Origin of the sequence: Terrabacter sp. C0L_2 (assembly GCF_036352015.1) — a bacterium.
Taxonomy (GTDB): Bacteria; Actinomycetota; Actinomycetes; order Actinomycetales; family Dermatophilaceae; genus Terrabacter; species Terrabacter tumescens.
The window spans coordinates 150,784-171,642 of record NZ_CP143557.1; the positions used below are offsets into that span (position 1 = coordinate 150,784).

The window sequence follows — 20,859 nt, forward strand, 5'->3', positions numbered from 1 at the left end:
CCTTCCAGGCGCTCAGACCCACCGGGGCGCTGAAGTGGCTCGGATCCGGCACTCTCGGTCCTTGGGCCTCGGAGCACGGCTCCGCAGCGTGCCCGGATGCAGCCACGTGGCTTGACCGCGTGACAAGTGAGGTGCCTCAGCCCCGGGTCCTGAAGGGACAGAAAGCACCCCGTGGTGCGCCGACCGCAAATCGTGACCCGCTGCGTGCGTCATGCAGAGGTCTCACGAAAGGGAGCGGGCATGGAGCGACTGCTGACCGTGAAGGATGCTGCCAAGGTCCTGGGAACCACCGCCAGGTTTCCGCGGCGTCTCATTGCGGAGCGACGAATTCGGTTCGTGCGTGTGGGCAGGCACGTTCGAATCCCGGAGTCGGAACTCCAGGAGTTCATCAACGAGGGCACTGTCGAGCCCCTCCGCCTCTACCCGACAGGTTCGGGTTGATGGTGCGTCGTCGGTTCGGATACATCCGGCCACTTCCGTCCGGTCGCTTCCACGCCAGCTTCCGGACACCGGACGGCAGTCGACACAACGCCCCCGAGACCTACCGCACTGCCGCCGACGCGGCCCGCTTCCTCGACCGCATGCAGCAGGAGCTGGAGCGAGGACACTGGCAGCCCGATGCGCGGCTCGGGCAGCGAACGCTCCGCGACTGCTGCGAGGCCTACTTGGAATAGAACCCGCGAGTCGGCGAAAGGTGGGCGGAGACGTGCCGTCGCAACATGCGACTCCACCTGGGGGACCTGCTCGACCGGCCCATCGCGACAATCACGCCCCCGATGATCCGCGCCTGGCATGCGAAGGCACTCCGAGGAACAGGAGGTCGCACTTCCATCAGCCAGTCTTATCGGTTCATCCGCGCGGTCCTCAAGGTCGCCGTCCAGGACGGCGCTATCGTCCGCAATCCGTGCCACATTCCGGGGGCTGGTGCTCAACGATCCGCCGAGCGGGGCATCGCCACGCCCGGCGAGGTCGCGAAGCTGATCGAGGCAACGACCCCTCGCCTCCGAGCAGCCGTGGCCCTGGCTGCCTGGTGCGGGCTTCGGCGCGGCGAAATCTGCGCACTCCGCGTCACCGACGTCGAGCTCAATGCTGGCCGAGTCACGGTGCGACGCAACTACGTCGAGCTGCTCGAAGCACCCCGCAAGTTCGAGAAGGATCCCAAGAGCGACGCCGGCAAGCGGACGGTCACCATCCCGCCGCACATCCTGCCCCTGCTCGAGCACCACGCCCGCGAGTACAGCGGCGTGGTCTACTTCGTCGCCGATCGCAACGGAGGGCAGGTGCGGGGCAACACCATCTACCAGGCCTTCGTGCGCGCCCGGGGCCAGGTGGGCCTCACGATCGCATTCCACGACCTGCGCCACACCGGGCAGTCACTGGCGGCCGCTACCGGCGCCAGCCTCGTCGACCTCAAGAAGCGGCTCGGACACTCCTCGACCGCAGCGGCGCAGCGCTATATGCACGCGGTCGAGGGGCGGGATGCTCAGATCGCCGACGCTCTCTCGAAGCTCGCCGAGGGCGGAGACGCCAGCAGACTCCCGAGGACGTACTGATGGCCCATCGCACGCCGGATCGCACGCCCCCGCGGAACCCGGCGCTGACCTGCACCTATGCGTCTCCCTGAAAATCGGAAGGTCGGCGGTTCGACCCCGCCCCTGGCCACAACACCTGGAACCGCCGTCCGGACCCGTCCGGGCGGCGGTTCCGTCATCTCCCGGGCTGGCCGTACGATGTGGCGGGCGGGTGCTTGTAGCGGGCCGGCACGACGCCGCCACGAGGGCCGTCCTCGATGTACTGGACCTTCATCCAGGCGATGTCCTCGCCGCGGACGGAGACGAACGACCAGGTCGGCAGCATGACGTTCTGGTCCTGCCCCGGACGGCGGTACTGCAGCCGCGGCTGCTCCAGGACGAGCTCACGGTTCTCGAGCTTCTGGTCGGGGGTGTAGTCCCCCACGAAGCCCCACAGCTCCGTCCCGTCCTTGAGGCGCAGGTGAACCCAGGGCGTGGCGCCGTCGGGACGGTGCTGCCGGAAGAGGGCGAACCAGACGCTCCCGGGCACGATCCGTCCCGGCGCCGAGCGGCGCAGCAGCCAGTCCGCCAGCAGCGACAGCCCGAGCGAGATGCCGACGAAGACGAGCACGCTCGCCGTCACCTGTCCCAGGTGGGCCGACACGTAGGCCTGTCCGTCGGCCAGCCACCGGCTGCTGTCGACCACCCACGTCGCGCCGAGCGCCTGCGCCACCGCGAGGACCGAGAGCCCTCCGAGGCTGAACAGCATGCTGGTCAGGGCGATCCGGCTCGCCTCGCGGAAGGCGGTCTCCTCGATGAACGGACGCCGACGCTCGCGCAGCAGCTCGAAGGCGAGACCCGGAGCGATGAACGCGAGGAAGACGAGGATCGCGCCGAGCGTCTCGGGGACCATGTCGTGTCAGTCGTCGGTCGTGCCGCCGGCGGAGGAACCGCCCCCGCCGCCCGAGTCGATGCCCTCGACGTCCGGGCGGCGCGTGCCCCACGACGTCGAGAACTCGTCGAGGTCGCGGGACAGCTCGGCGTCGTCCTCGCCGGGCTCGTCGGCCACCTGCTGCTCCTGCTGCGCGGCTGCCACCCGTTGCTCCGCCGTCTGCGCGGCCTCCACGGCGTCCTTCGTGGCCTCCCTGGCCTCCCGAAGCGCGTCGCTCTCCGACCCCTGGTGCTGCTCGGTCATCGGGTCCCCCCTTCTCGCGCTGCTCCCTACCACCATGGTCCTCCCGTCCCGTGGCGTCGGTGGCGAAATGCGGACGGATGCCACCAGGCCCAGGCCGGAGTCGCCGACCCAGCGCCGGCTGGCCGCCTGCCAACGTTGGACAGCGCGCCGACGCGAAAGCCGACACCGACCTAGGGTTGTCGACATGGACGTCGGCCCCGCGCTCGCCACGGTCAGCGGCGCCCCAACGATCCTCGAGGGTCTGCGTGCTGGTCGCGCCCTGACCGATGCCGCCGCGGCTCACCCTGACGGTGATGCGATCTCGCTGCTCGCCCACGAGGTGCGGACCGGTGACCCGCTCACCGCCATCGCCGCGGTCCAGGCCATGGGAGCCACCGGCGCCTTGTCGGCAGCGAAGGACCTCACGGAGCTTCTCGCCGACGAGCGCGGCTTCGTCGCCGAGCACGCCGTCGACGCCCTGCGGCACGTGCCGCCAGTCGACGCGGCTCTCCCGACCCTCGTGCGCGCCTGCCACGACGGCGGCTTCACCGGGATGCTGGCCCAGCGCACCCTCGAGCGGTGGGCCGCTGCCGCTCCGGACCAGGTGCGCGCGGCTCTCACCGGCGCCCTGCCGAGTGCCCTCGCCGCAGCATCCCGCGCCCGCCTCGTCGAGACGCTCGGGCTGGTGCCCGGCGCAGCCTCGACTCGGGTGCTGATCGACCTCGCCGGGGATGACGCGGAGCCCCTCGCCGTCCGCACGACGGCCCTCGCAGCCTTGGGTGACGGCCCGGCAGCCGACCGCAGCGCGGAGCCCCTGCTCGTCGCCCTGACGCGGAGCGTCGGCCCCCTGGCCCGCACCGCCCGGCTCGCCCTGCACGACCTCTCCTCGGTGCAGAGAGGGTCGTCGCCGACGCGGCCAAGAGCCACAGCCACTCCCCCGACGGCACCCGGTCGCGCCGGCCTCACGATCGCCCAGCTGTTCCTGCACTCCGACATCGACGGTCAGCTCAACCACTCGGGCCAGGGCGACACCGGCGGCATCGCCACGCTGCTCGTCCACCTCGGTGACGCGCTGCTGCGGCAGCCGGGCGTCGGGCGCGTCATCACCATCTCGGGCGGTACCCCCGACCCGGCGCACTTCCCTGTCGGACGCGGTGCGGCACCGCTCGCCGGCCAGTCGCCCCCCTCCGGCCTGCTCGCGCCCGGCCACCACTACGCCCACGTGCCGCGGCTGGGTGCACCCCTCGGCGTCGCGCAGGCCTGGCCGACGCGCGTGTCGACACGACGCGGCATACGCAGGATCCTGCGGGCTGCAGGCCACATCGACGCCATCCACCTGCGGATGGCCGACGTCGGGTCGATGGCCGCGGCGGAGGCGGCGGCCGAGCTCGGCATCCCGGTCGTGCTCACCCTTGCCCCCGACCCCCACGCCCTCATCGAGGCGCGCGACACGGCAGGGACCCTCACGCGCACCACGTTCGGCGAGGCCGACCTCGTCGAGCACCTGTGGTTCCGCGACCGCCTGCTCCTCGACCTGGCCGACCAGGCCGACCACCTCGTGCTCTTCCCCCGGCCCAACGTCGAGCGCGACCTGCACCGCTTCCTCGGCCTCGACCTCACGGCGCAGCAGGCGACCGTCGTCGGCGAGGGGATCGACGTCTCGGCCCTGGACCGCGTCGTCCGGGAGGTGCGCGACGCGACGGTGCGCGGGCCTGCCGTCTCGGCAGCCGTCGAGGAGCTCGGGCGCCTCCTCGCGAGGTTGCCCGCCGAGCGTCGCGACCTGCCCGTCGTCGTGTCGGTCGGCCGCCTCAACGCGGTCAAGGGGATGGCCACCCTCGTGCGCGCCTGGCGGGAGGACCCCGAGCTGGCCGCACGCTGCAACGTGCTCGTCGTCGGTGGCGACCTGGACCAGCCGAACGACGACGAGGCGGCCGAGCTGGCCCGCATCCATGCCGTCGTCCCGGCCGACGACGCGACCTCCCAGGGGTTGCTGCTCGCGGGCCACCGTCCCAACGCCACGGCGACCGCTTGGCTCGCGGCCCTCGGCGCCGCGGCCGGTGCCCCCGGGAGCCCGCGCGGCGTCTACGTGAGCGCCAGCCTCAAGGAGGAGTTCGGCATCGCCATCCTCGAGGCCATGGCGGCCGGACTCGTCGTCGTCGCGCCCGCGGGAGGCGGCCCGGCGACCTACGTCGCCCAGGGCGAGACCGGCATCCTCACCGACACCTCAAGCGCGCAGTCCGTCGCTGCGGCCACCCGGGCGGCGCTCGACCTGGCCGCCTCGCCGGACTCCCCTGCGCGGGTACGGCAGGCTCAGGACATGATCCACGCGAGGTTCGGCATCGACACCATGGCCGCGGAGCTCACCGCCGTCTACCGACGAGGCAGCTCCCGATCCGTCCCGGGCGACCTCTCGTCGCCGGTCGCCGAGGAGGGGGCGTCGTGACGCTGCTCGTCATCAGTCCCGACTACGCCTCGCACCTCTACCCGCTCGCCACCCTCGCGACCGCGTGGCGCGACGCCGGTGAGCGCGTCGTCGTCGCCACCGGCCCCGCGACCGACGCCCTCGTGCGCGAGTTCGGCTTCACCCGCGAGCACCTACAGCTCGGCCGCGGATCCAACCCCGGCATCATCCGCGCCGAGGAGCAGCCAGAGGGTGAGGACGACTCTCTCCGTGGCTTCTTCGAGGCGACCAGGGTCGGCGCGGTCGAGACGCTCGCCTACCAGGCCCGCGCTCGTGGCGACGACCTCCTCTGGAACGCCGTGGGTGTCGCCCGCGCGGTGCACGACGTCGTCGAGCGGGTGCGCCCCGACACGATCATCGTCGACCACCTCGCCTTCGGGGCCCGGCTGGGACTCGCGAGCAGTGGCATCAGCCACGCTGACGTCGTCCTTGGCCACCCCTCGGCCCTGACGCTCGGTGACGAGGTCTACGGCTACCCGCCCGAGTGGCCGCGCGCCTTCGAGCCCGAGCCCGCCGCGCTCGAGGAGCTGCGCCTGCTGTCCGAGCAGGTGCGTGACGACTTCACCTCGCAGTGGAACTCCGCTCTGGCACAGCTGAGCCCGGGCGCGACGCCCAGCGTCGACGCGTTCGCCGAGACCGGCGACGTGCTGCTGCTCAACTACCCCGAGGAGCTGCACGAGCCGCACCGCACGGCACTGCTGCCGCGCCACACCTTCCTCGGGTCGGCGGTGCGCGAGGAGGGGCCCGACGAGCAGGTCGAGTCCTGGCTGGCGAGCGGTGACGGGCCGGTCGTCTACGTCAGCCTCGGCAGCTTCCTCTCGGCCCGCTCCGACCTGCTCGGGAGGATCGTCGAGGCGCTGCGCGGCCTTGACGTGCGCGTCGCCCTCGCCAACGGCTCGACGCCCCGGGCGCTGCTCGGACCGTTGCCGGACTCCTGGCTGGTGCGCGAGATGCTCCCGCAGGTCACGCTCCTGCGGCACGCGTCGCTCGCTGTCTCGCACGGCGGCAACAACAGCGTCACCGAGGCCCTGACCGCGGGCGTGCCCCTGCTCCTGCTCCCCCTGTCGACCGACCAGTTCGCGGGAGCTGCCGCGGTCGAGCGGCGCGGACTCGGTGAGGTGCTCGACCCCAACCGGGTGGGCGCCTCCGAGTTGCGTGCGGCCGCCGAACGACTGCTCGGGGCCGCCCCGGACCACGCCGACCGAGCGGCCGAGCTCGCCCGCCTCAGTGCGTCCCTGCGCGAGCGCCCGGGTCCTCACCGGGCGCGGGCTGCCTTGTCGGACAAGGCGGTCCGGCCGCACGCCTGATTCCGTATGCCGTGTGCCGCGGCCCTCGTCCGTGCGTCGGATCGCGGGGACAGCGGTTCAGAGCAACGGGCCGCGGTCGGTCTCATCGGTGGCGGGGTCGGCGCCAGCGGCCGGCTGCGGTCTGGTCGCCGCCGACCCACACGCCACCCACGTCGGAGGTGGTGCCGAGGGCGAAGACCTTGGACAGCGCGTCGTCGGCGGACGCGGCGTTGGCCAGGCCGACGGCGAGCGGGTCGCCGGGCTCGGGCAGCACCCAGATGGCGTCGAACTGCCGGCCCACCGACAGCACTCCCACCTCGTCGGCCAGCCCCAGGGCGTCGGCGCCGGCGGCCGTGGACAGCCAAAGCAGGTGCGCCGAGGTGAGTGGCAGGCCCTGCTCGCCGAGCAGCTGCTGCGCGAAGTAGGCCTGCAGGCCCTCCTTGAAGAGGGAGAAGCCGGTGCCCGCACCGACGTCGGAGCCCAGGGCCACCCGCACCCCGGCCTCGACGTGCCGACGCAGGGGGAACAGGCCGCTGCCGAGCGCTGCGTTGCTCGTGGGGCAGTGCGCGACCGCCGTCCCACGGCCCGCGAGGGTGGCCAGCTCCCGGTCGGTCGGGTGCACGTCGTGGGCCAGCACCGACCGCGGGGTGAGCAGGCCGTGCCGGTCGTAGGTGTCGACGTAGGCCGCACCGTCGAAAAGGCTTGCGACCTCACGGATCTCGTGGACATTCTCGTTGACGTGCGAGGTGAAGAACGCGCCTGGCACCTCGGCGACGGTCTGCGCGCAGGACTCGAGGAGAGCGTCGCTCGCCGACAGGGAGAAACGCGGCGTCACGGCATACCTCAGGCGTCCCTTGCCGTGCCAACGGCCGGCGAGCTCGCGTGACTCCGCCCGGGCGCGCTCGGGTGTGGTGAGGAGGGGTTCGGGCAGGAGGCGGTCGGACGTGACGAGCCCGGTGGTCACGCGCAGGCCCCACTGGTCGGCGGCCTCGAACATCGTGTCGACCGCCCCGGCGAAGTGCGCCCCGAAGACGAGTGCGGTCGTCGTCCCGGCGTCGACGAGTCCGGACACGAAGTCGTGCGCCACGCCGCGCGCGTGGTCGACGTCCGCGAGACGCATCTCCTCAGGGAGCGCGCACTGGTCGAGCCAGTCGAGCAGCGGCAGACCGAGTCCACCGATGATGCGCACCTGCGGGAAGTGGACGTGGGTGTCGACCATCCCCGGCAGCAGGATCCCTTCGCGCAGGTCCAGGACCGGCTCGTCGGGGTGGGCTGTCCGGAGGGTCTCGAACGGTCCACGCGCGGTGATGACGCCCTGCTCGACGAGGAGCCCGCAGTCCTCGTCCGAGCGCAGCCGGCCCCCGGTGAAGGGGTTGGCCGGCGTGTCGAGGACGGAAGCCCTGAAGAGCGTCACGACCGTGCGTCCTGGGCGGCCCGCTCGCGGTCGAAGGTGGCGAGCAGGTCGGCGGCGACGGCGACGGCGATCACGGCCGGGGTCTTGCCGGTGAGGCCGGGAAGGCCGATGGGCGACTGGATCCGACGCAGCGCATCCGCCGAATGGCCTTCTGCCGCAAGGCGTTGCTCGAAGCGCCGCCATTTGGCAGACGACCCGATCAAGCCGATCGACCCGAGATGGGAGCACCTCAGGGCTGCATCGCACAGGGCGACGTCCTCGGCGTGGTCGTGGGTCATGACGAGCACGTGGGTGCCGCGCGGGACCTGCCCGAGCACCAGCTCGGGGACCGGCGCGTGGTGGAGGTGGATGCGCGCCACGGCGTCGCCCAGACCCGCGAGGCGCTCCGGCTCGACACGGTCCTTGCGGCCGTCGACGAGGTGCAGCTCGAGGTCGTGGCGGCTGAGGATGCGCGCGAGCTCGGTCCCGACGTGGCCGAGGCCGAAGACGGCGACCGAGGGCACGACGGCGAGCGGCTCGAGCAGGACGGACACCTCACCGCCGCAGCACTGCTGGCCGTGCTCGACGGGGGCGTGCTCGTTGAGGGAGAGCGACAGCTGGGTCGGCGCGGCATCGGCGGCGCCACTCCCGGCGCCAAGCGCCCCGAGCAGCTCCCGCGCGCGATCGACCGCGGTGGCCTCGAGGTTGCCGCCCCCGATGCTGCCCCAGGTGCGCTCGGCGGAGACGACCATCTTGGCGCCGGCCTTCTGGGGCGCGTGCCCCCGCACCGAGACGAGGGTGACGAGGACGCCGGGCACCCGATCCACCCGGAGCTGCTCGACCGCTGCGAGCCAGTGCACGTCAGCCACCCCGACCGGAGGACTGCGCGACCTGCGCGACCTGCTCGTCCTGTGCGACCTGCTCGGAGCGCGGCTGCAGCGGCTGGGCGTCGGCATCCGGCTGCTCCGGGACGACGCCGACGCCGCCCTCGAGCACCGGCACGATGTGCGGGGGCTGTGCGCCGCCGCGGGCCTGGCGCACGGCCCAGAAGACCGCCTCGGGGGTCGCCGGCGACGCGAGGTCGACGACCGTGCCGGGCGGACCGAACGCGGATGCCGCCTGCCGCAGCGCCTCACGCACCGATATCGCGAGCATGAGCGGCGGTTCGCCGACGGCCTTGGAGCCGTAGACGACGCCATCCTCGTGCGCGCGCTCGAGCAGCGCCACGTTGAAGACCTCGGGCATCTCGGAGAGGCTCGGCAGCTTGTAGGTGCTGGCCGACGCGGTGACGAGCCGTCCCCTCGTCGGGCCCGACGACTCGTCCCAGCGCAGGTCCTCGAGGGTGAGCCACCCGGCGCCCTGCACGAAGCCGCCCTCGACCTGGCCGATGTCGATGAGCGGGGACAACGAGTCGCCGACGTCGTGCACGATGTCGACGCGCAGCAGCCGGTAGGCGCCGGTGAAGCCGTCCACCTCGACCTCGGCCGCGGCGGCGCCGTAGGAGAAGTACTTGAAGGGCGAGCCCGCCATCGCCGCGGAGTCCCAGTGCAGCCCCTCCGTCCGGTAGAAGCCGGCCGCCCACAGCTGGACCCGCTGGACGTAGGCCTCGGCCACGAGGTCGGCCCAGGCGAGCGTCTGCCCCTCGCCGGGGCCGCGCACGAACCCTCCGCCGAAGCGCAGCTCGTCGGGCGGCACGCCAAGCCGGGCCGACGCGACGACCCGCAGGCGCTCGACGACCTGCTCGCACGCGTTCTTGACCGCCGCGCCGTTGAGGTCGGCGCCCGAGCTGGCTGCGGTAGCCGAGGTGTTGGGCACCTTGTCGGTGCGCGTCGGCGCGAGGCGCACGGACTCGAACGGCACCCCGAGCGAGGTGGCGGCGACCTGCAGCATCTTGGTGTGCAGGCCCTGGCCCATCTCGGTGCCGCCGTGGTTGACGAGCACCGAGCCGTCCTTGTAGACGTGCACGAGCGCGCCTGCCTGGTTGAAGGCGGTGAAGTTGAAGGAGATCCCGAACTTCACCGGGGTGATCGCGAGTGCCCGCCTGGTGTGCGGGTGGCTCGCGTTGTGGGCGGCGATCTGCGCCGTGCGCGCTGCCACGTCGCCGGTCGTGAGCACCTGCTCCCAGCACGCGACCGCGCGCTCGGCGTGACGCACGGGCTGGCCGTACGGCGTCTCCTGGCCCGAGGCGTAGAAGTTGCGGCGTCGCAGCACGGCGGGGTCGATGCCGAGGCGCGGCGCGCACCGACCGATGACGTCCTCGATGACGAGCATCCCCTGGGGGCCACCGAAACCGCGGAAGGCGGTCTGGGACGTCTTGTGCGTCAAGGCGATCCGCCCGTTGACCCGCACGTTGGGGATCCAGTACGCGTTGTCGACGTGGCACAGGGCCCGGGCGAGCACGGGCTCGGAGAGGTCGAGGCTCCACCCGCCGTCCGACGTCAGGGTCGCGTCGAGCGCGAGCAGCCGCCCCTCGCCGTCGAAGCCGGCACGCCACTGGGCGTGGAAGCCGTGGCGCTTGCCGGTCAGGGTGAGGTCCTGGCTGCGGTTGAGCCGGAGGCGCACCGGCCGGCCGGTCAGGCTCGCTCCGAGAGCGGCGACGGCGGCATACCCGTGCGGCTGCATCTCCTTGCCCCCGAAGCCTCCTCCCATCCGCAGGCACTGCACGGTGACGGCGTGGCTCGACAGTCCGAGCACGTGCGCGACGATCTCCTGGGTCTCGCTGGGGTGCTGGGTGCTGCTCTGGACGAAGACCTGTCCGGCCTCGTCGACGTGGGCGACGGCGCACTGCGTCTCGAGGTAGAAGTGCTCCTGCCCGGCGAGGTCGAGCTCGCCGCTGAAGACGTGCGGCGCGCCGGCGAGGGCGTTGTCCACGTCGCCGCGCTCGAGCCTCGGCGCGCCGCCCTGGAAGGAGTCGCGCTCGATCGCCTCGCGCACCGTGATGATCGCGGGCAGCGGCTCGTAGTCGACCTCGACGGCCAGCGACCCGAGCCGGGCCGCCTCCAGCGTCTCGCCGAGCACCCAGCACACGGCCTGCCCGAAGAGCATCACCTCGGACGGGAAGAGCGGCTCGTCGCCCTTGACCCCGCCGTCGTTGACCCCGGGCACGTCGTCGGCCGTCAGCACCCGGACGACTCCGGGGACGTCCAGGGCGGGAGCCGTGTGCAGGCGGGTAACCTTCGCGTGCGCGTGCGGCGCCTGGACGGGGTGGGCATGGAGTATGCCGTGGGTGCGCACCGTGAGGTCGTCGGTGTAGAGCGCCGCGCCCGTCACATGCAGGCCGGCCGACTCGTGCGGGATGGCTCGTCCGACAACGGGGTCGGCGGGTCGGAGCGAGAGGTCACTCATGCGCGGCTCCTTCGCCGTCCGGGACGCTCTCTGCGTGCAGGCGCTGCAGGGCGGTGCCGAGCACCGCTCGCCGGTAGGCGGCGCTGGCGCGGTGGTCGTCGAGGGGCGTGCCCTCGGATTCCATGACCTCGGATGCCGTCTGCACCGTCTCGGCGGACCAGGCGCGTCCCTCGAGAGCCGCCTCGGTGGCCAGGGCGCGCACCGGGGTGGCCGCCACGCCCCCCACCCCGATGCGGGCCCGCTGCACCATGCCGTCGACGACGTCGAGGGCGAAGGCGACGGCGACGCTGGAGATGTCGTCGAAGCGGCGCTTGGCGATCTTGTGGAAGGCGGTCGTGCCGGCGAGCGGGAGGGGGATGCGGACCGCCCGGACCAGCTCGTCGGCGCGCCGGACGCTCTGTCGGTAGCCGGTGAAGTAGTCCGCCAGGGCGACCTCCCGCTCACCCTCTGCGCCGACGAGCAGGACCACCGCCTCCAGAGCGAGCAACGCCGGCGGCAGGTCGCCGATGGGCGAGCCGGTGCCGAGGTTCCCACCGATGGTCGCCCCGTTGCGGATCAGCCGCGAGGCGAACTGGGGGAAGACCTGGTCCAGCAGCGGGACCTGTCCCGCCAGGGCGCGCTCGACCTCGGTGAGGGTCAGGGCCGCGCCGATCTCGACCGCGTCCGTCGTGACCGTGAGCCCGCGCAGCTCCGGCAACCGGTCGATCCCGATGACGAACGGCGACCTGGCGCCGCGCAGGTTCACCTCGACCCCGCGGTCGGTGGACCCGGCGACGAGGACGGCCTCGGGGTGCTCGGCGAGCAGGGCCAGCGCCTCGGCGAGGTCCGCGGGGCGGGCGTACGTGCCGGTCCGCCCCTCGAGCCGGGTCGAGGTCGCCGGGGGAGGTGCACTCGCGCGTCGGGTGGCGAGGGGGTCGTCAGCGCCCGGCGCACCCAGGGCCCACGCGGCGTCGCGGATGGGGCGGTAGCCGGTGCAGCGGCACAGGTTGCCCGACAGCGCCTCGAGGTCGAAGCCGTTGGGGCCGCAGGCCCGCGGCGCGTGAGCCCTCGGTCCGGCAGGCCCGGCGGGCCCGGCCGGTCCGGCGGGCCCGGCCTCTGCCACGCGGCCGTCGCGGTAGTACTCGGCAGCCATCGAGCAGACGAAGCCGGGCGTGCAGTAGCCGCACTGCGACCCGCCGCGGACGGCCATCTCGTGCTGCACGGGGTGCAGCCGGGTGGGCGTGCCGAGTCCCTCCGCGGTGACGACCTCCTGCCCGGCGAGGGCTGCGGCCGGGACGAGGCAGGCGTTGAGCGCGGTCCACTCCGTGCCCGAGGCGCCGTCGGACCGGGCGACGAGGACGGCACAGGCACCGCACTCCCCCTCGGCGCAGCCCTCCTTGGCGCCCGTCAGGCCCTCCCCGCGCAGCCAGTCCAAGGCGTTGGTCGCCGGCTCCACCCCGGACAGGCTGCGGTCGGCGCCGTTGACCGTCACCGAGTGTCGCTGCGCCGCGTGGCGTTGCTCCGCCGTCATCCGATCGTCCCGTGGTCCACGGCACCATGATGCACTGCGGGGCGCTCGCTGCCGCCGCCCTCGCCCAGCGGCGGACGTGCGGCACGCTCGGCGATCAACGCAGGGGCGCCCCGAACCACCCCTCGGCCGGCAGGTCGAGGGTGTGGGCGCCGCGCTCGACCTTGGTGGCGAGGTAGTGCGCGTTCGCGTCGGACAGGTGCACGCCGGTGGGCACCCGGTGCGCCACTGTGACACCGAGCCGGCGCAGCTGCTCGGCCTTGTCGGGGTTGTTGCTCAGCAGGGCGACGCGGTCGACACCGAGCGCGCCGAGCATCTGGGCGGCCACGGTGTAGTCCCGCTCGTCCTCCCCGTAGCCGAGGGCGACGTTGGCCTCGTAGGTGTCGAGCCCGCGGTCCTGGAGCACGTATGCGTCGAGCTTGGGATACAGCCCGATGCCGCGGCCCTCCTGCCGGAGGTAGAGCAGGAACCCGCCCGACGCGTCGAGCCGTTCGACGGACTCGCGCAGCTGGGCACCGCAGTCGCAACGCTGGCTGCCGAAGACGTCACCGGTCAGGCACTCGCTGTGCAGCCGGGTCGGTGTCGCGTCGGCGTCGCACGTCGTCGGCCCCGGTGGCGCGGCCCGCTCGCCGAGCCCGAGCGCGAGGTGCTCGCGACCGTCGGCGAGACCCTCGAAGGTGAAGACGCGAGCCGTCGTCGCGAAGCCGTCCGCGAAGGCCAGCGGCACGAGCACGTGGGTGCGGATCCGGGCCGGCGCGGGACCTGCACCCAGCGGGGCCCTCTCCCCGGCGACGTCCTTCGGCAGCCCGCTGCTCATGGCTCCTCCCGGAAGCGGGGCGACAGGGCATAGCGCAGGAGCACGACGTCCCCGATCTGGCGTACCTCGGCGAGGGTCGCCCGCCTCCCCGGGTGCCACGGGTAGCGGCCGTCGCCCACGAAGCGGCACGCGGCCGAGTCCCCGACGAAGAAGGGCGCCACGACGAGCTGCAGCTCGTCGGCGAGGTCGTCGGTCAGCATCTGGGTGTGCACCGAGCCGCCGCCCTCGACCATGAGCCGGCCCACGCCGCGCTCGCCGAGGTCCTCGCACACGCGGCGCATCGTCGCGGGGTGCCCCACACCGACGATCGTGGCCACCGCGCCGAGCCGCGCACGCAGCGCGGGGACAGCGCTGCTGGGCGCATAGACCATCTTGTCGGCACCGTCGGGCGCGAAGAACGCTGCCGCACAGTCGAGCCCGGCCTCGCGGGTCACCGTCACCTTGAGCGGCGACGGCGCCAGGCCGCGTGCGACCCGTGCTGCTCGCCGCTCCGCCGACCGGACCAGCAGCCGCGGGTCGTCGCGGCGGATCGTCGTGGCACCGACGAGGATCGCGTCGCTCGCGGCGCGCTCCCCGTCGACGCGGTCGAAGTCGGCGTCGTTGGACAGCAGGAGCCGCGTCGGGGTCGCCGCGCTGAGGTAGCCGTCGATCGACATGCCGCAGCTGAGCAGGGTGTAGGGACGGTCAGCCACCGGCGACCCCCTCCGCGCAGGCGAGGCCCGACGGCCTCGCCCGGTCACGCCGGCCCAGCGCGAGCACCACCGCTCCCGGCAGGCTGGAGACGAGCACCATGACGCCGTAGACGACAGCCGTGCCGACCCCCGCAGCGGCGCCGAGCCCCGCTGCGCCGAAGGCCCAGGCCGCCGCGCCTTCGCGCGGCCCCCACCCGGCGACGTTGAGTGGCAGGCTCATCGCCACGAGCACGACGAGCGCCAGCGGCAGCAGGCGGGTGGTGGGCGCGGAGACTCCTGCGGCGCGGGCCGCCACGACGAAGGTGGCTGCGTGCCCGACCACGACGGCCGTGGAGCTCCCGAGCACGCCCGGCCACGTGCGCCGCCCCAGCACCCCGGCACGGAGGTCTGCCGACACGGCCCGCACCACGCGTACGACCCGGGAGTCCGGACCGTGGGTCCGGCTGCTGACCAGGACGACGACGAGTGCGGCAGCGAGGAGGACCGCCGCGACGCAGACGACGAGGACGCCTGTGCCGGAACGCATCCCGGGCGTGACGGGCACGAGGAGCAGCACGACGCCGGTCACCACGGCGAGGACGACCTGGCCGGCCGAGCGCTCCCACACCACCGAGCGCAGCCCACGTCCCAGGTCTCCACCGTCCCGGCCGTGCCGGACGCCGCGGTGCACGTCACCGAGCACCCCGCCGGGCAGGGTCACGTTGAGGAACTGGGACCGGTACGACTCCGAGACGGCCGAGCGCAGTGTCAGCTCAGCACCGAGCCCGCGCGCCACGATCACCCAGCGCCATGCTCCGCAGACGGTCGTGACCAGGGCGATGGCCGCCGCGACCGCAACCGAACCCGCGTCGAGGTGGCGCACGGCGTCGACGAAGGGGTCGGCCCCGACGCGCCAGACGAGGAACGCGACGATGCAGAGCCCCCCGACGGGGCTCAGCCACGACCGGTCGCGGTGCATCTGCTCCGACCTTTCTGCCAGGACCCCCGATGGTGAGGACGTCGGGCGCACCCATCGGGTTCAGGCGTCCCGTACCCCCACGAGCACGGCCGAGACCTGCTCCACGGTGCGCGCCCACGACGACAGGTCCTGCCGGCGCCGTCGGGCCCGCCGCCGCAGCCGGTCGCGCTCGTCCGGGTCGGTCAGCCAGCACCGGAGCGCAGCCGCGAGGACGTCGGGCCTGCCGGCCGGCACGAGCAGACCGGGAGGCGCGTCTCCGGTGTCGCCGAGCGCCTCCGGCACCCCGCCGACGTCGCTCGCCACCACGGGGACGCCGTGGGCCAGGGCCTCGGTGACGACCATCCCGAAGGTCTCGACGTGCGAGGGCAGCACGAGGAGGTCGGCGGCGGCGTACGCCTCCTGGAGGGCACTGCCGCGCAGCGCCCCGACGAGCGCAACCCGGTCGGCCAGACCGGACCGCGTGAGCCGCTGGAGCAGCTGGGCGACGACCTCCGGCTCACGGTCCAGCGAGCCGGCCACGACGCACGACCACGGGAGGTCGGCGACGAGCCCGAGCGCTTCGGCGAGGTCGGCATGGCCCTTGTGCGCGGTGACGGCGGCGACGCAGAGCAGCCGGCCGCCCTCGGGCGTGCCCTCCGACGCCGCCCCGCGCTCGGCACCCGGCTGGGCGACGTGCACGGCGTCGGCGGCGAGGGCGTAGGTGTCGAGGAGCACCCCGCGCGTCCACTCGCTCGTCGCGACCACGGCCGAGGCGGCCAGGAGCACGTCCCGTTCACCTTGCGCTGCAACGGGATCCGACACGCCCAGCGGGAGGTGGACGAGCACGACGAGGCTCACCCGCCCTGCCTCCGGCACGAGCACCGGGGCGGTACAGGACGCGACGAGCCCGTCGACGAGGAGCAGGCCACCCTCGGGCACGGCGGCGACGACGCCCGCGAGCCGCTCGAGGGCCGCCGCGTCGGGTCGGGGCCACCCACCCGTCACCGGGTGCTCGGTCACCATCCACCCGGTGGCTCGGAGCCCGTCGAGGACCCGGCGGTCGTACGCGTTGCCGCCGCTCACGCGGTCGGGGTCGTCGATGTCGGCGGGGACCACGGCCTGCACCTCCCGAGGCGCCTCACCCGGCCACTCCCCCTGCGCCGGCGCCTCCGTCAGAGGTCGCACTCGTAGGTCGCCCACGCGACGTGCGACTCGTGGAGGGTGACGGCCAGGGCGGTCACCTGGTCCCTGGCCGCACCGAGGTCTCCGGCCCGCACCCGCTCCGCCACCCGGTCCGCGACATGGCGGGCCAGCACCTCCGTCGTGGTGTTGACCCCGGCGAACGCCGGCTCGTCGTCGAGGTTGCGGTAGCCGAGGGCGCCGATGACCTCGTGGACGTGCTCCGTGGCGAGGCCGATGTCGACGAGGATGCCGTCGGAGTCGAGCTCGGGGCCCCGGAAGGTCACGTCGACGACGAAGGTGGCGCCGTGGAGCCGCTGGGCCGGCCCGAAGACCTCCCCCCGGAAGCTGTGGGCGACCATCATGTGGTCCCGGACGGTGACGCTGAACATCGGCTCCCCGTTCAGTCGGTGGATCGGTAGGTGATCGTGTGACAGACGGCGCCCAGCGACCCGTCCGCGAGGCGCGGCATCACCTCGGGCAGCTCGTCGAACGCCGAGTCGCCGGTGAGCAGCGCGTCGAAGGCCTCGTCGTGCAGCAGGTCGAGCGCCAGCGCCAGACGCTGGGCATACGTGTAGCGCGAGCGCCGAGACGCCGCAACGGAACCCACCTGGCTGGCCCGGATGCGCAGCCGTGACGAGTGGAACGACCCGCCGAGCGACAGCTCGACCCGGGTGTCGCCGTACCAGCTGAGCTCGGTCACGGTGGCCTCCGGCGCGAGCAGGTCGAGCGAGAGCTGCAGGCCGGCGCCCGTCGCGCTCGTGTGGACGACGAGGTCGTGGTCTCCGTGCGAGGCCGCGAGGCCCTCCGGTCGGGCGAAGGCGACGCCGAGCCGGGCGGCGATTTCGGCGCGGCTCGGGTCCACGTCGACGAGCGTCACGTGGCACCCGGGGATCCCGGCGAGCAGGCGGGCCACGCAGCACCCCACCATCCCGGCGCCGACCACGGCAGCCCGGTCGCCGACCCGCGGCGCCGCGTCCCACAGCGCGTTGACGGCCGTCTCGACGGTCCCCGCCAGCACGGCCCGGCGAGCGGGCACACCGTCGGGCACCACGACGACCGACTCGGCCGGCACGACGTAGGCCGTCTGGTGCGGGTGCAGGCAGAAGACCGTCCGCCCGACGAGCTCGGCCGGCCCCTGCTCCACCGTGCCGACACCGAGGTAGCCGTACTTCACCGGCGCGGGGAAGTACCCCTCCTGGTGCGGCGCCCGCATGACGGAGTACTGGTCCTCGGGCACCGCCCCGCGGAAGACGAGCGTCTCGGTGCCCCGGCTGATGCCCGAGTGGAGCGCACGCACGAGCACCTCACCCGTCCCGGGGTCGGGCACGCCGACCGGGCGGATCTCGCCCCTGCCGGGCTCGACCACCCAGAACGCCCGCGCATCGGTGGACACGCGACCAGAGTAGATCGGCGTCCGTGAACTACGGCGGCAACGACGTCGTCCTTGGTTCGAACCCCAACCGGTGAGGTGGAGCAGGTGCGTCAGGTGATCCCTCCCGGCCCCCTCGTCGGGCCCGTGGCCGTGCTGGCGCTGCTCGCCGTGCTGCAGGCAGTGTCCACCGACGGCCTCGGGGTCGCGGGATGGGCCGCCGGGCTCGCCTGCGCCGCCGCGCTGGGCGGGCTCCTCGGGATGGGGCTGCGCCGCGCCGGACGCCGTCACCTGACGCCGGCCGACCGGGTGACCCTGACGCGTGCCGTCCTCGCCTGCGGGGTCGCCGCCCTCGTCGCCGCGGGGGTCTCGGGCACGACGGTCTCGACGGCGGTGCTCGTCGCCTTCGCCTCGGTCGCGCTCGTGCTCGACGCCGTGGACGGCAGGGTCGCGCGACGCACCGGGACCGTGCACCCCTTCGGCGCCCGCTTCGACATGGAGAGCGACGCCTTCCTCATCCTCGTGCTCGGCGTGCACGTCGCCGGCAGCCTCGGCTGGTGGGTGCTCGTGACCGGGGCCGCGCGCTACCTCCTCCTGCTCGTGACGGTCGCCGCCCGCTGGGCTCCGTGGTTGCGCGGTCAGGTGCCGGCACGCCTGTGGCGCAAGGTGGTCGCCGCCTACCAGGGAATCGCGCTGACGGCGGTGAGTGCCGGGATCCTGTCGCAGGCCCTTGCCACCGTCGTCGCCGCCGCGGGGCTCGGTCTGCTGGTCGTCTCGTTCGGGACCGAGGTCGCCACGCTCCGCCGTGGGTCCGTGACGCAGAGGACGTATGCCGTTCGCCCCGTGCCGAGCCCGCCTGCCCTGCCGTCGGCGGTGGTCACCGACCTGGCGTCCGCCCCCGTCGCGACCGCCCTCGACGTGCGCGCGCTCCCATGACGACAGAGCCACAGCACTCGTCGCAGGCCTCGTCGCAGCGCTCCTCCCAGCGGTCGACGCGGCGCCGCGTCCTCGGTCACGTCCTCACCGCCGCGGCGGTGCTCCTCGTGTGGGTCGCCCTGACCACGCCGATGCCGACGCTCGGCTGGTCGCCGACACCGCTGTCGCTGCTGCGCATCCCCGTCGAGGGCATCGTCGTCGTCGCGCTGCTCCTCGCTCTACCGGCCGTCGTCGCCCGCTGGTTCGCGCTGGCGGTGGGGCTCGTGCTCGGGGTCCTCCTCGTCGTGCGGGTCCTCGACGCGGCCTTCCTCGACACGCTCTACCGCCCGTTCAACCCGCTGACGGACTGGCGCTACGCCGGGTCCGCCACGGAGCTGCTCGGCGACTCGGCCGGACCGGTCACGGCGGTGCCGGCCGTCGCCGCCGCTGGTCTGCTCGTCGTCGGTCTCCTCACGCTGACGCCCCTCGCCGCGCAGCGGGTCGGACGCCTCGTCCGCGGTCACCCCCGCGCCGGGCTGCGCACCGTCATGGCCGCGGCCGCGGTCTGGGCGGTCTGCGCCGTCCTCGGGATCCGCACGGCTCCGGACCTGCCCGTGGCCGCGTCGAGCGCGGCGTCGCTCGCAGCGCACGAGGTGACCTCGGTCCGGGACGGGGTCCGGGACCGGGAGGCCTTCGCCGCCCAGATCCCCGTCGACGCCTATCGTGACTCGCCGCCCGGCGACCTCCTCACCGCCCTCCGGGGCAAGGACGTCGTCATCGTCTACGTCGAGAGCTACGGCCGCGTCGCGGTCGACGGGAGTCCTGACGTGGCAAGGGCGCTGACGGCCGGCACGAGCGCACTGCGCGCCTCGGGGTGGACCGCCCGCAGCGCCTGGCTGACGTCCCCGACCTTCGGCGGGGTGAGCTGGCTCGCGCACTCGACGCTCCAGTCCGGGCTCTGGGTGAGCAGCCAGCAGCGCTACGACCAGCTGCTCGACACCGCATCGTCGCAGAGCAGCCCCGGCGAGTCGTCAGGCAGCACAGCGCGACTCACGCTCGCGCGTGCCTTCTCCCGAGCTGGCTGGCGCACCGTCGACGTCATCCCTGCCAACCGCCGCGACTGGCCCGAGGGGAAGGCGTTCTACGGCTACGACGAGGTCTACGACGCCCGGACGCTCGGCTACGCCGGGCCGGGCTTCGGCTACGCGCCGATGCCCGACCAGTTCACGCTCGCCGCCTTCGACCGGCTCGAGCTCCAGCGCCATCCGCCCGGCGGGCGACCGCCGGTCATGGCCGAGATCGACCTCGTGTCGAGCCACGTCCCCTGGGCGCCCCTGCCACGACTCGTCGACTGGGGCAGCATCGGCAACGGCTCGGTCTTCCTCGAGCAGGCCGGGCAGGCGACACCGCGCGACGTCGTCTGGGCCACCACGCAGGGGGTGCGGACGGCATACGGCCAGACCGTGGCGTACTCCCTCGACAGCGTCGTGTCGTTCCTGCAGGCGACCCATGACGACAACCTCGTCGCCGTCGTGCTCGGCGACCACCAGCCGATCAGCCTCGTCTCCGGCGACCACGCGAGCCACGACGTGCCCGTCAGCGTCGTGACGCGCGACCCCGCCGTCCTCGACCGCATCGCCGGCTGGGGCTGGCAGGACGGCCTGCGTCCCGGGCCGACCTCGACGGTCTGGCCGATGGACCGCTTCCGCGACCGCTTCCTCTCGGCGTTCGGCAGCCGGCCCGGCGGCTGAACCCCCACCCGCCGCAGGTCGTCTTCAGGGAGAGAGTCCGACACCGCGACGCCATCCGGACGGCGCGGCGCGGCCCGGACAGGAGCATGACCATGAGACTCCGAGTCGTGGGAGCGGCAGCACTGCTCGTCTCCGCGGGAGTGCACCTCTACCTGTGGTTCGACGGGGTGCGGAACCAGAGCGTGGGACCGATGTTCCTCGTCAACGTCGTGGCCGGCGTCGTCATCGCCGGCCTGCTGCTCCGTTGGCAGCACTGGGTCCCGGCGTTCCTCACCGCCGGCTTCGGCGCGGCGACGCTGGGCGCCTTCGTCATCGCCTCGACCGTCGGGCTGCTCGGCGTGCACACCGTCTGGGCCGGCGGGTCGGTCTGGGCGGCCGCCGTCTCCGAGGTCGTGTGCATCGTCGTCGGCGGCCTCCTGCTGCTGCGCGCGCGCCCCGTGACACCGCAGCTGGCCCTTCCCGGCCGGCGGCACGCCTCCTGAGGCTCACCCGGTCCGGGCGATGCGAGGGCCCGGCGAG

General features: G+C 73.6%; 19 protein-coding genes. 7 read left to right on the forward strand and 12 right to left on the reverse strand.

Features of this window, described 5'->3' with window-relative positions; all coding sequences use genetic code 11:
* Positions 1-240: 240 nt before the first annotated feature.
* Together U5C87_RS00775 and U5C87_RS00780 are read left to right on the forward strand one after the other, a co-directional pair.
* On the forward strand, positions 241-441 hold the full coding sequence (locus U5C87_RS00775; RefSeq protein WP_330474758.1) for a helix-turn-helix domain-containing protein: 201 nt from the start codon (positions 241-243) through the stop codon (positions 439-441).
* Between the two features lie 278 nt (positions 442-719).
* A complete protein-coding gene (locus U5C87_RS00780) occupies positions 720-1,553 on the forward strand; it encodes a tyrosine-type recombinase/integrase (protein WP_330474759.1) in 834 nt (277 codons plus the stop codon).
* Between the two features lie 154 nt (positions 1,554-1,707).
* Here the strand turns inward: U5C87_RS00780 and U5C87_RS00785 are convergent, their stop codons facing one another.
* Positions 1,708-2,424 (reverse strand): DUF6338 family protein, encoded by a 717-nt coding sequence (locus U5C87_RS00785; protein ID WP_330474760.1) that lies wholly within the window; start codon positions 2,422-2,424, stop codon positions 1,708-1,710.
* A 6-nt stretch (positions 2,425-2,430) separates the two neighbouring features.
* The gene (locus U5C87_RS00790) at positions 2,431-2,706 is read right to left on the reverse strand and encodes a hypothetical protein (protein WP_330474761.1); all 276 of its coding nucleotides are present in this window, start codon (positions 2,704-2,706) and stop codon (positions 2,431-2,433) included.
* 184 nt (positions 2,707-2,890) lie between these two features.
* Between U5C87_RS00790 and U5C87_RS00795 the strand changes: the two genes are divergently transcribed.
* Entirely contained in the window at positions 2,891-5,128 is a 2,238-nt protein-coding gene (locus U5C87_RS00795; RefSeq protein ID WP_330474762.1) for a glycosyltransferase, read from the forward strand.
* On the forward strand, positions 5,125-6,453 hold the full coding sequence (locus U5C87_RS00800; protein ID WP_330474763.1) for a glycosyltransferase: 1,329 nt from the start codon (positions 5,125-5,127) through the stop codon (positions 6,451-6,453). The genes U5C87_RS00795 and U5C87_RS00800 overlap by 4 nt, the downstream gene beginning before the upstream one ends.
* 82 nt (positions 6,454-6,535) lie before the next feature.
* Here U5C87_RS00800 and U5C87_RS00805 read toward each other — a convergent pair whose 3' ends face one another.
* The 10 genes from U5C87_RS00805 to U5C87_RS00850 all read right to left on the reverse strand — a co-directional run bounded on the left by U5C87_RS00805 (position 6,536) and on the right by U5C87_RS00850 (position 17,698).
* Positions 6,536-7,846 (reverse strand): guanine deaminase, encoded by a 1,311-nt coding sequence (locus U5C87_RS00805; RefSeq protein WP_330474764.1) that lies wholly within the window; start codon positions 7,844-7,846, stop codon positions 6,536-6,538.
* On the reverse strand, positions 7,843-8,685 hold the full coding sequence (gene xdhC, locus U5C87_RS00810) for a xanthine dehydrogenase accessory protein XdhC (RefSeq protein ID WP_330474765.1): 843 nt from the start codon (positions 8,683-8,685) through the stop codon (positions 7,843-7,845). Before xdhC ends, U5C87_RS00805 begins: the two co-directional genes overlap by 4 nt.
* Position 8,686: 1 nt before the next feature.
* Complete coding sequence (xdhB, locus tag U5C87_RS00815; RefSeq protein ID WP_330474766.1) at positions 8,687-11,170, reverse strand: xanthine dehydrogenase molybdopterin binding subunit; 2,484 nt, start codon at positions 11,168-11,170, stop codon at positions 8,687-8,689.
* Positions 11,163-12,680 carry a xanthine dehydrogenase small subunit gene (locus tag U5C87_RS00820; protein WP_330474767.1) on the reverse strand — a complete coding sequence of 506 codons (1,518 nt, stop codon included), beginning with the start codon at positions 12,678-12,680 and terminating at the stop codon, positions 11,163-11,165. Before U5C87_RS00820 ends, xdhB begins: the two co-directional genes overlap by 8 nt.
* A gap of 94 nt (positions 12,681-12,774) precedes the next feature.
* On the reverse strand, positions 12,775-13,410 hold the full coding sequence (locus U5C87_RS00825; protein ID WP_443082118.1) for a GTP cyclohydrolase II: 636 nt from the start codon (positions 13,408-13,410) through the stop codon (positions 12,775-12,777).
* Between the two features lie 80 nt (positions 13,411-13,490).
* Complete coding sequence (locus U5C87_RS00830; protein ID WP_330474769.1) at positions 13,491-14,186, reverse strand: RibD family protein; 696 nt, start codon at positions 14,184-14,186, stop codon at positions 13,491-13,493.
* Complete coding sequence (locus U5C87_RS00835; RefSeq protein WP_330474770.1) at positions 14,179-15,144, reverse strand: lysylphosphatidylglycerol synthase domain-containing protein; 966 nt, start codon at positions 15,142-15,144, stop codon at positions 14,179-14,181. The genes U5C87_RS00830 and U5C87_RS00835 overlap by 8 nt, the downstream gene beginning before the upstream one ends.
* Before the next feature lie 60 nt (positions 15,145-15,204).
* A complete protein-coding gene (locus tag U5C87_RS00840) occupies positions 15,205-16,239 on the reverse strand; it encodes a glycosyltransferase family 4 protein (protein WP_330474771.1) in 1,035 nt (344 codons plus the stop codon).
* A 56-nt stretch (positions 16,240-16,295) separates the two neighbouring features.
* A complete protein-coding gene (locus U5C87_RS00845; protein WP_330474772.1) occupies positions 16,296-16,694 on the reverse strand; it encodes a 6-pyruvoyl trahydropterin synthase family protein in 399 nt (132 codons plus the stop codon).
* A gap of 11 nt (positions 16,695-16,705) precedes the next feature.
* Entirely contained in the window at positions 16,706-17,698 is a 993-nt protein-coding gene (locus U5C87_RS00850; RefSeq protein WP_330474773.1) for a zinc-dependent alcohol dehydrogenase, read from the reverse strand.
* An 84-nt stretch (positions 17,699-17,782) separates the two neighbouring features.
* On the opposite strand from U5C87_RS00850, the gene U5C87_RS00855 reads away from it, so the two are divergent.
* The 3 genes from U5C87_RS00855 (at position 17,783) to U5C87_RS00865 (ending at position 20,822) form a co-directional block, all read left to right on the forward strand.
* Entirely contained in the window at positions 17,783-18,610 is an 828-nt protein-coding gene (locus U5C87_RS00855) for a CDP-alcohol phosphatidyltransferase family protein (RefSeq protein ID WP_330474774.1), read from the forward strand.
* Positions 18,607-20,340, forward strand: coding sequence for a CDP-alcohol phosphatidyltransferase (locus U5C87_RS00860; RefSeq protein WP_330474775.1), 1,734 nt, complete (start codon positions 18,607-18,609; stop codon positions 20,338-20,340). Before U5C87_RS00855 ends, U5C87_RS00860 begins: the two co-directional genes overlap by 4 nt.
* 92 nt (positions 20,341-20,432) lie before the next feature.
* The gene (locus tag U5C87_RS00865; protein ID WP_229675009.1) at positions 20,433-20,822 is read left to right on the forward strand and encodes a hypothetical protein; all 390 of its coding nucleotides are present in this window, start codon (positions 20,433-20,435) and stop codon (positions 20,820-20,822) included.
* The last annotated feature ends 37 nt before the right edge of the window (positions 20,823-20,859 follow it).

Coding starts and splice junctions, on each gene's coding strand:
- U5C87_RS00775 (WP_330474758.1), top strand. CDS start 241: ATGGAGCGACTGCTGACCGTGAAGGATGCTGCCAAGGTCCTGGGAACC.
- U5C87_RS00780 (WP_330474759.1), top strand. CDS start 720: ATGCGACTCCACCTGGGGGACCTGCTCGACCGGCCCATCGCGACAATC.
- U5C87_RS00785 (WP_330474760.1), bottom strand. CDS start 2,424: ATGGTCCCCGAGACGCTCGGCGCGATCCTCGTCTTCCTCGCGTTCATC.
- U5C87_RS00790 (WP_330474761.1), bottom strand. CDS start 2,706: ATGACCGAGCAGCACCAGGGGTCGGAGAGCGACGCGCTTCGGGAGGCC.
- U5C87_RS00795 (WP_330474762.1), top strand. CDS start 2,891: ATGGACGTCGGCCCCGCGCTCGCCACGGTCAGCGGCGCCCCAACGATC.
- xdhB (WP_330474766.1), bottom strand. CDS start 11,170: ATGAGTGACCTCTCGCTCCGACCCGCCGACCCCGTTGTCGGACGAGCC.
- U5C87_RS00820 (WP_330474767.1), bottom strand. CDS start 12,680: ATGACGGCGGAGCAACGCCACGCGGCGCAGCGACACTCGGTGACGGTC.
- U5C87_RS00835 (WP_330474770.1), bottom strand. CDS start 15,144: ATGCACCGCGACCGGTCGTGGCTGAGCCCCGTCGGGGGGCTCTGCATC.
- U5C87_RS00845 (WP_330474772.1), bottom strand. CDS start 16,694: ATGTTCAGCGTCACCGTCCGGGACCACATGATGGTCGCCCACAGCTTC.
- U5C87_RS00860 (WP_330474775.1), top strand. CDS start 18,607: ATGACGACAGAGCCACAGCACTCGTCGCAGGCCTCGTCGCAGCGCTCC.
- U5C87_RS00865 (WP_229675009.1), top strand. CDS start 20,433: ATGAGACTCCGAGTCGTGGGAGCGGCAGCACTGCTCGTCTCCGCGGGA.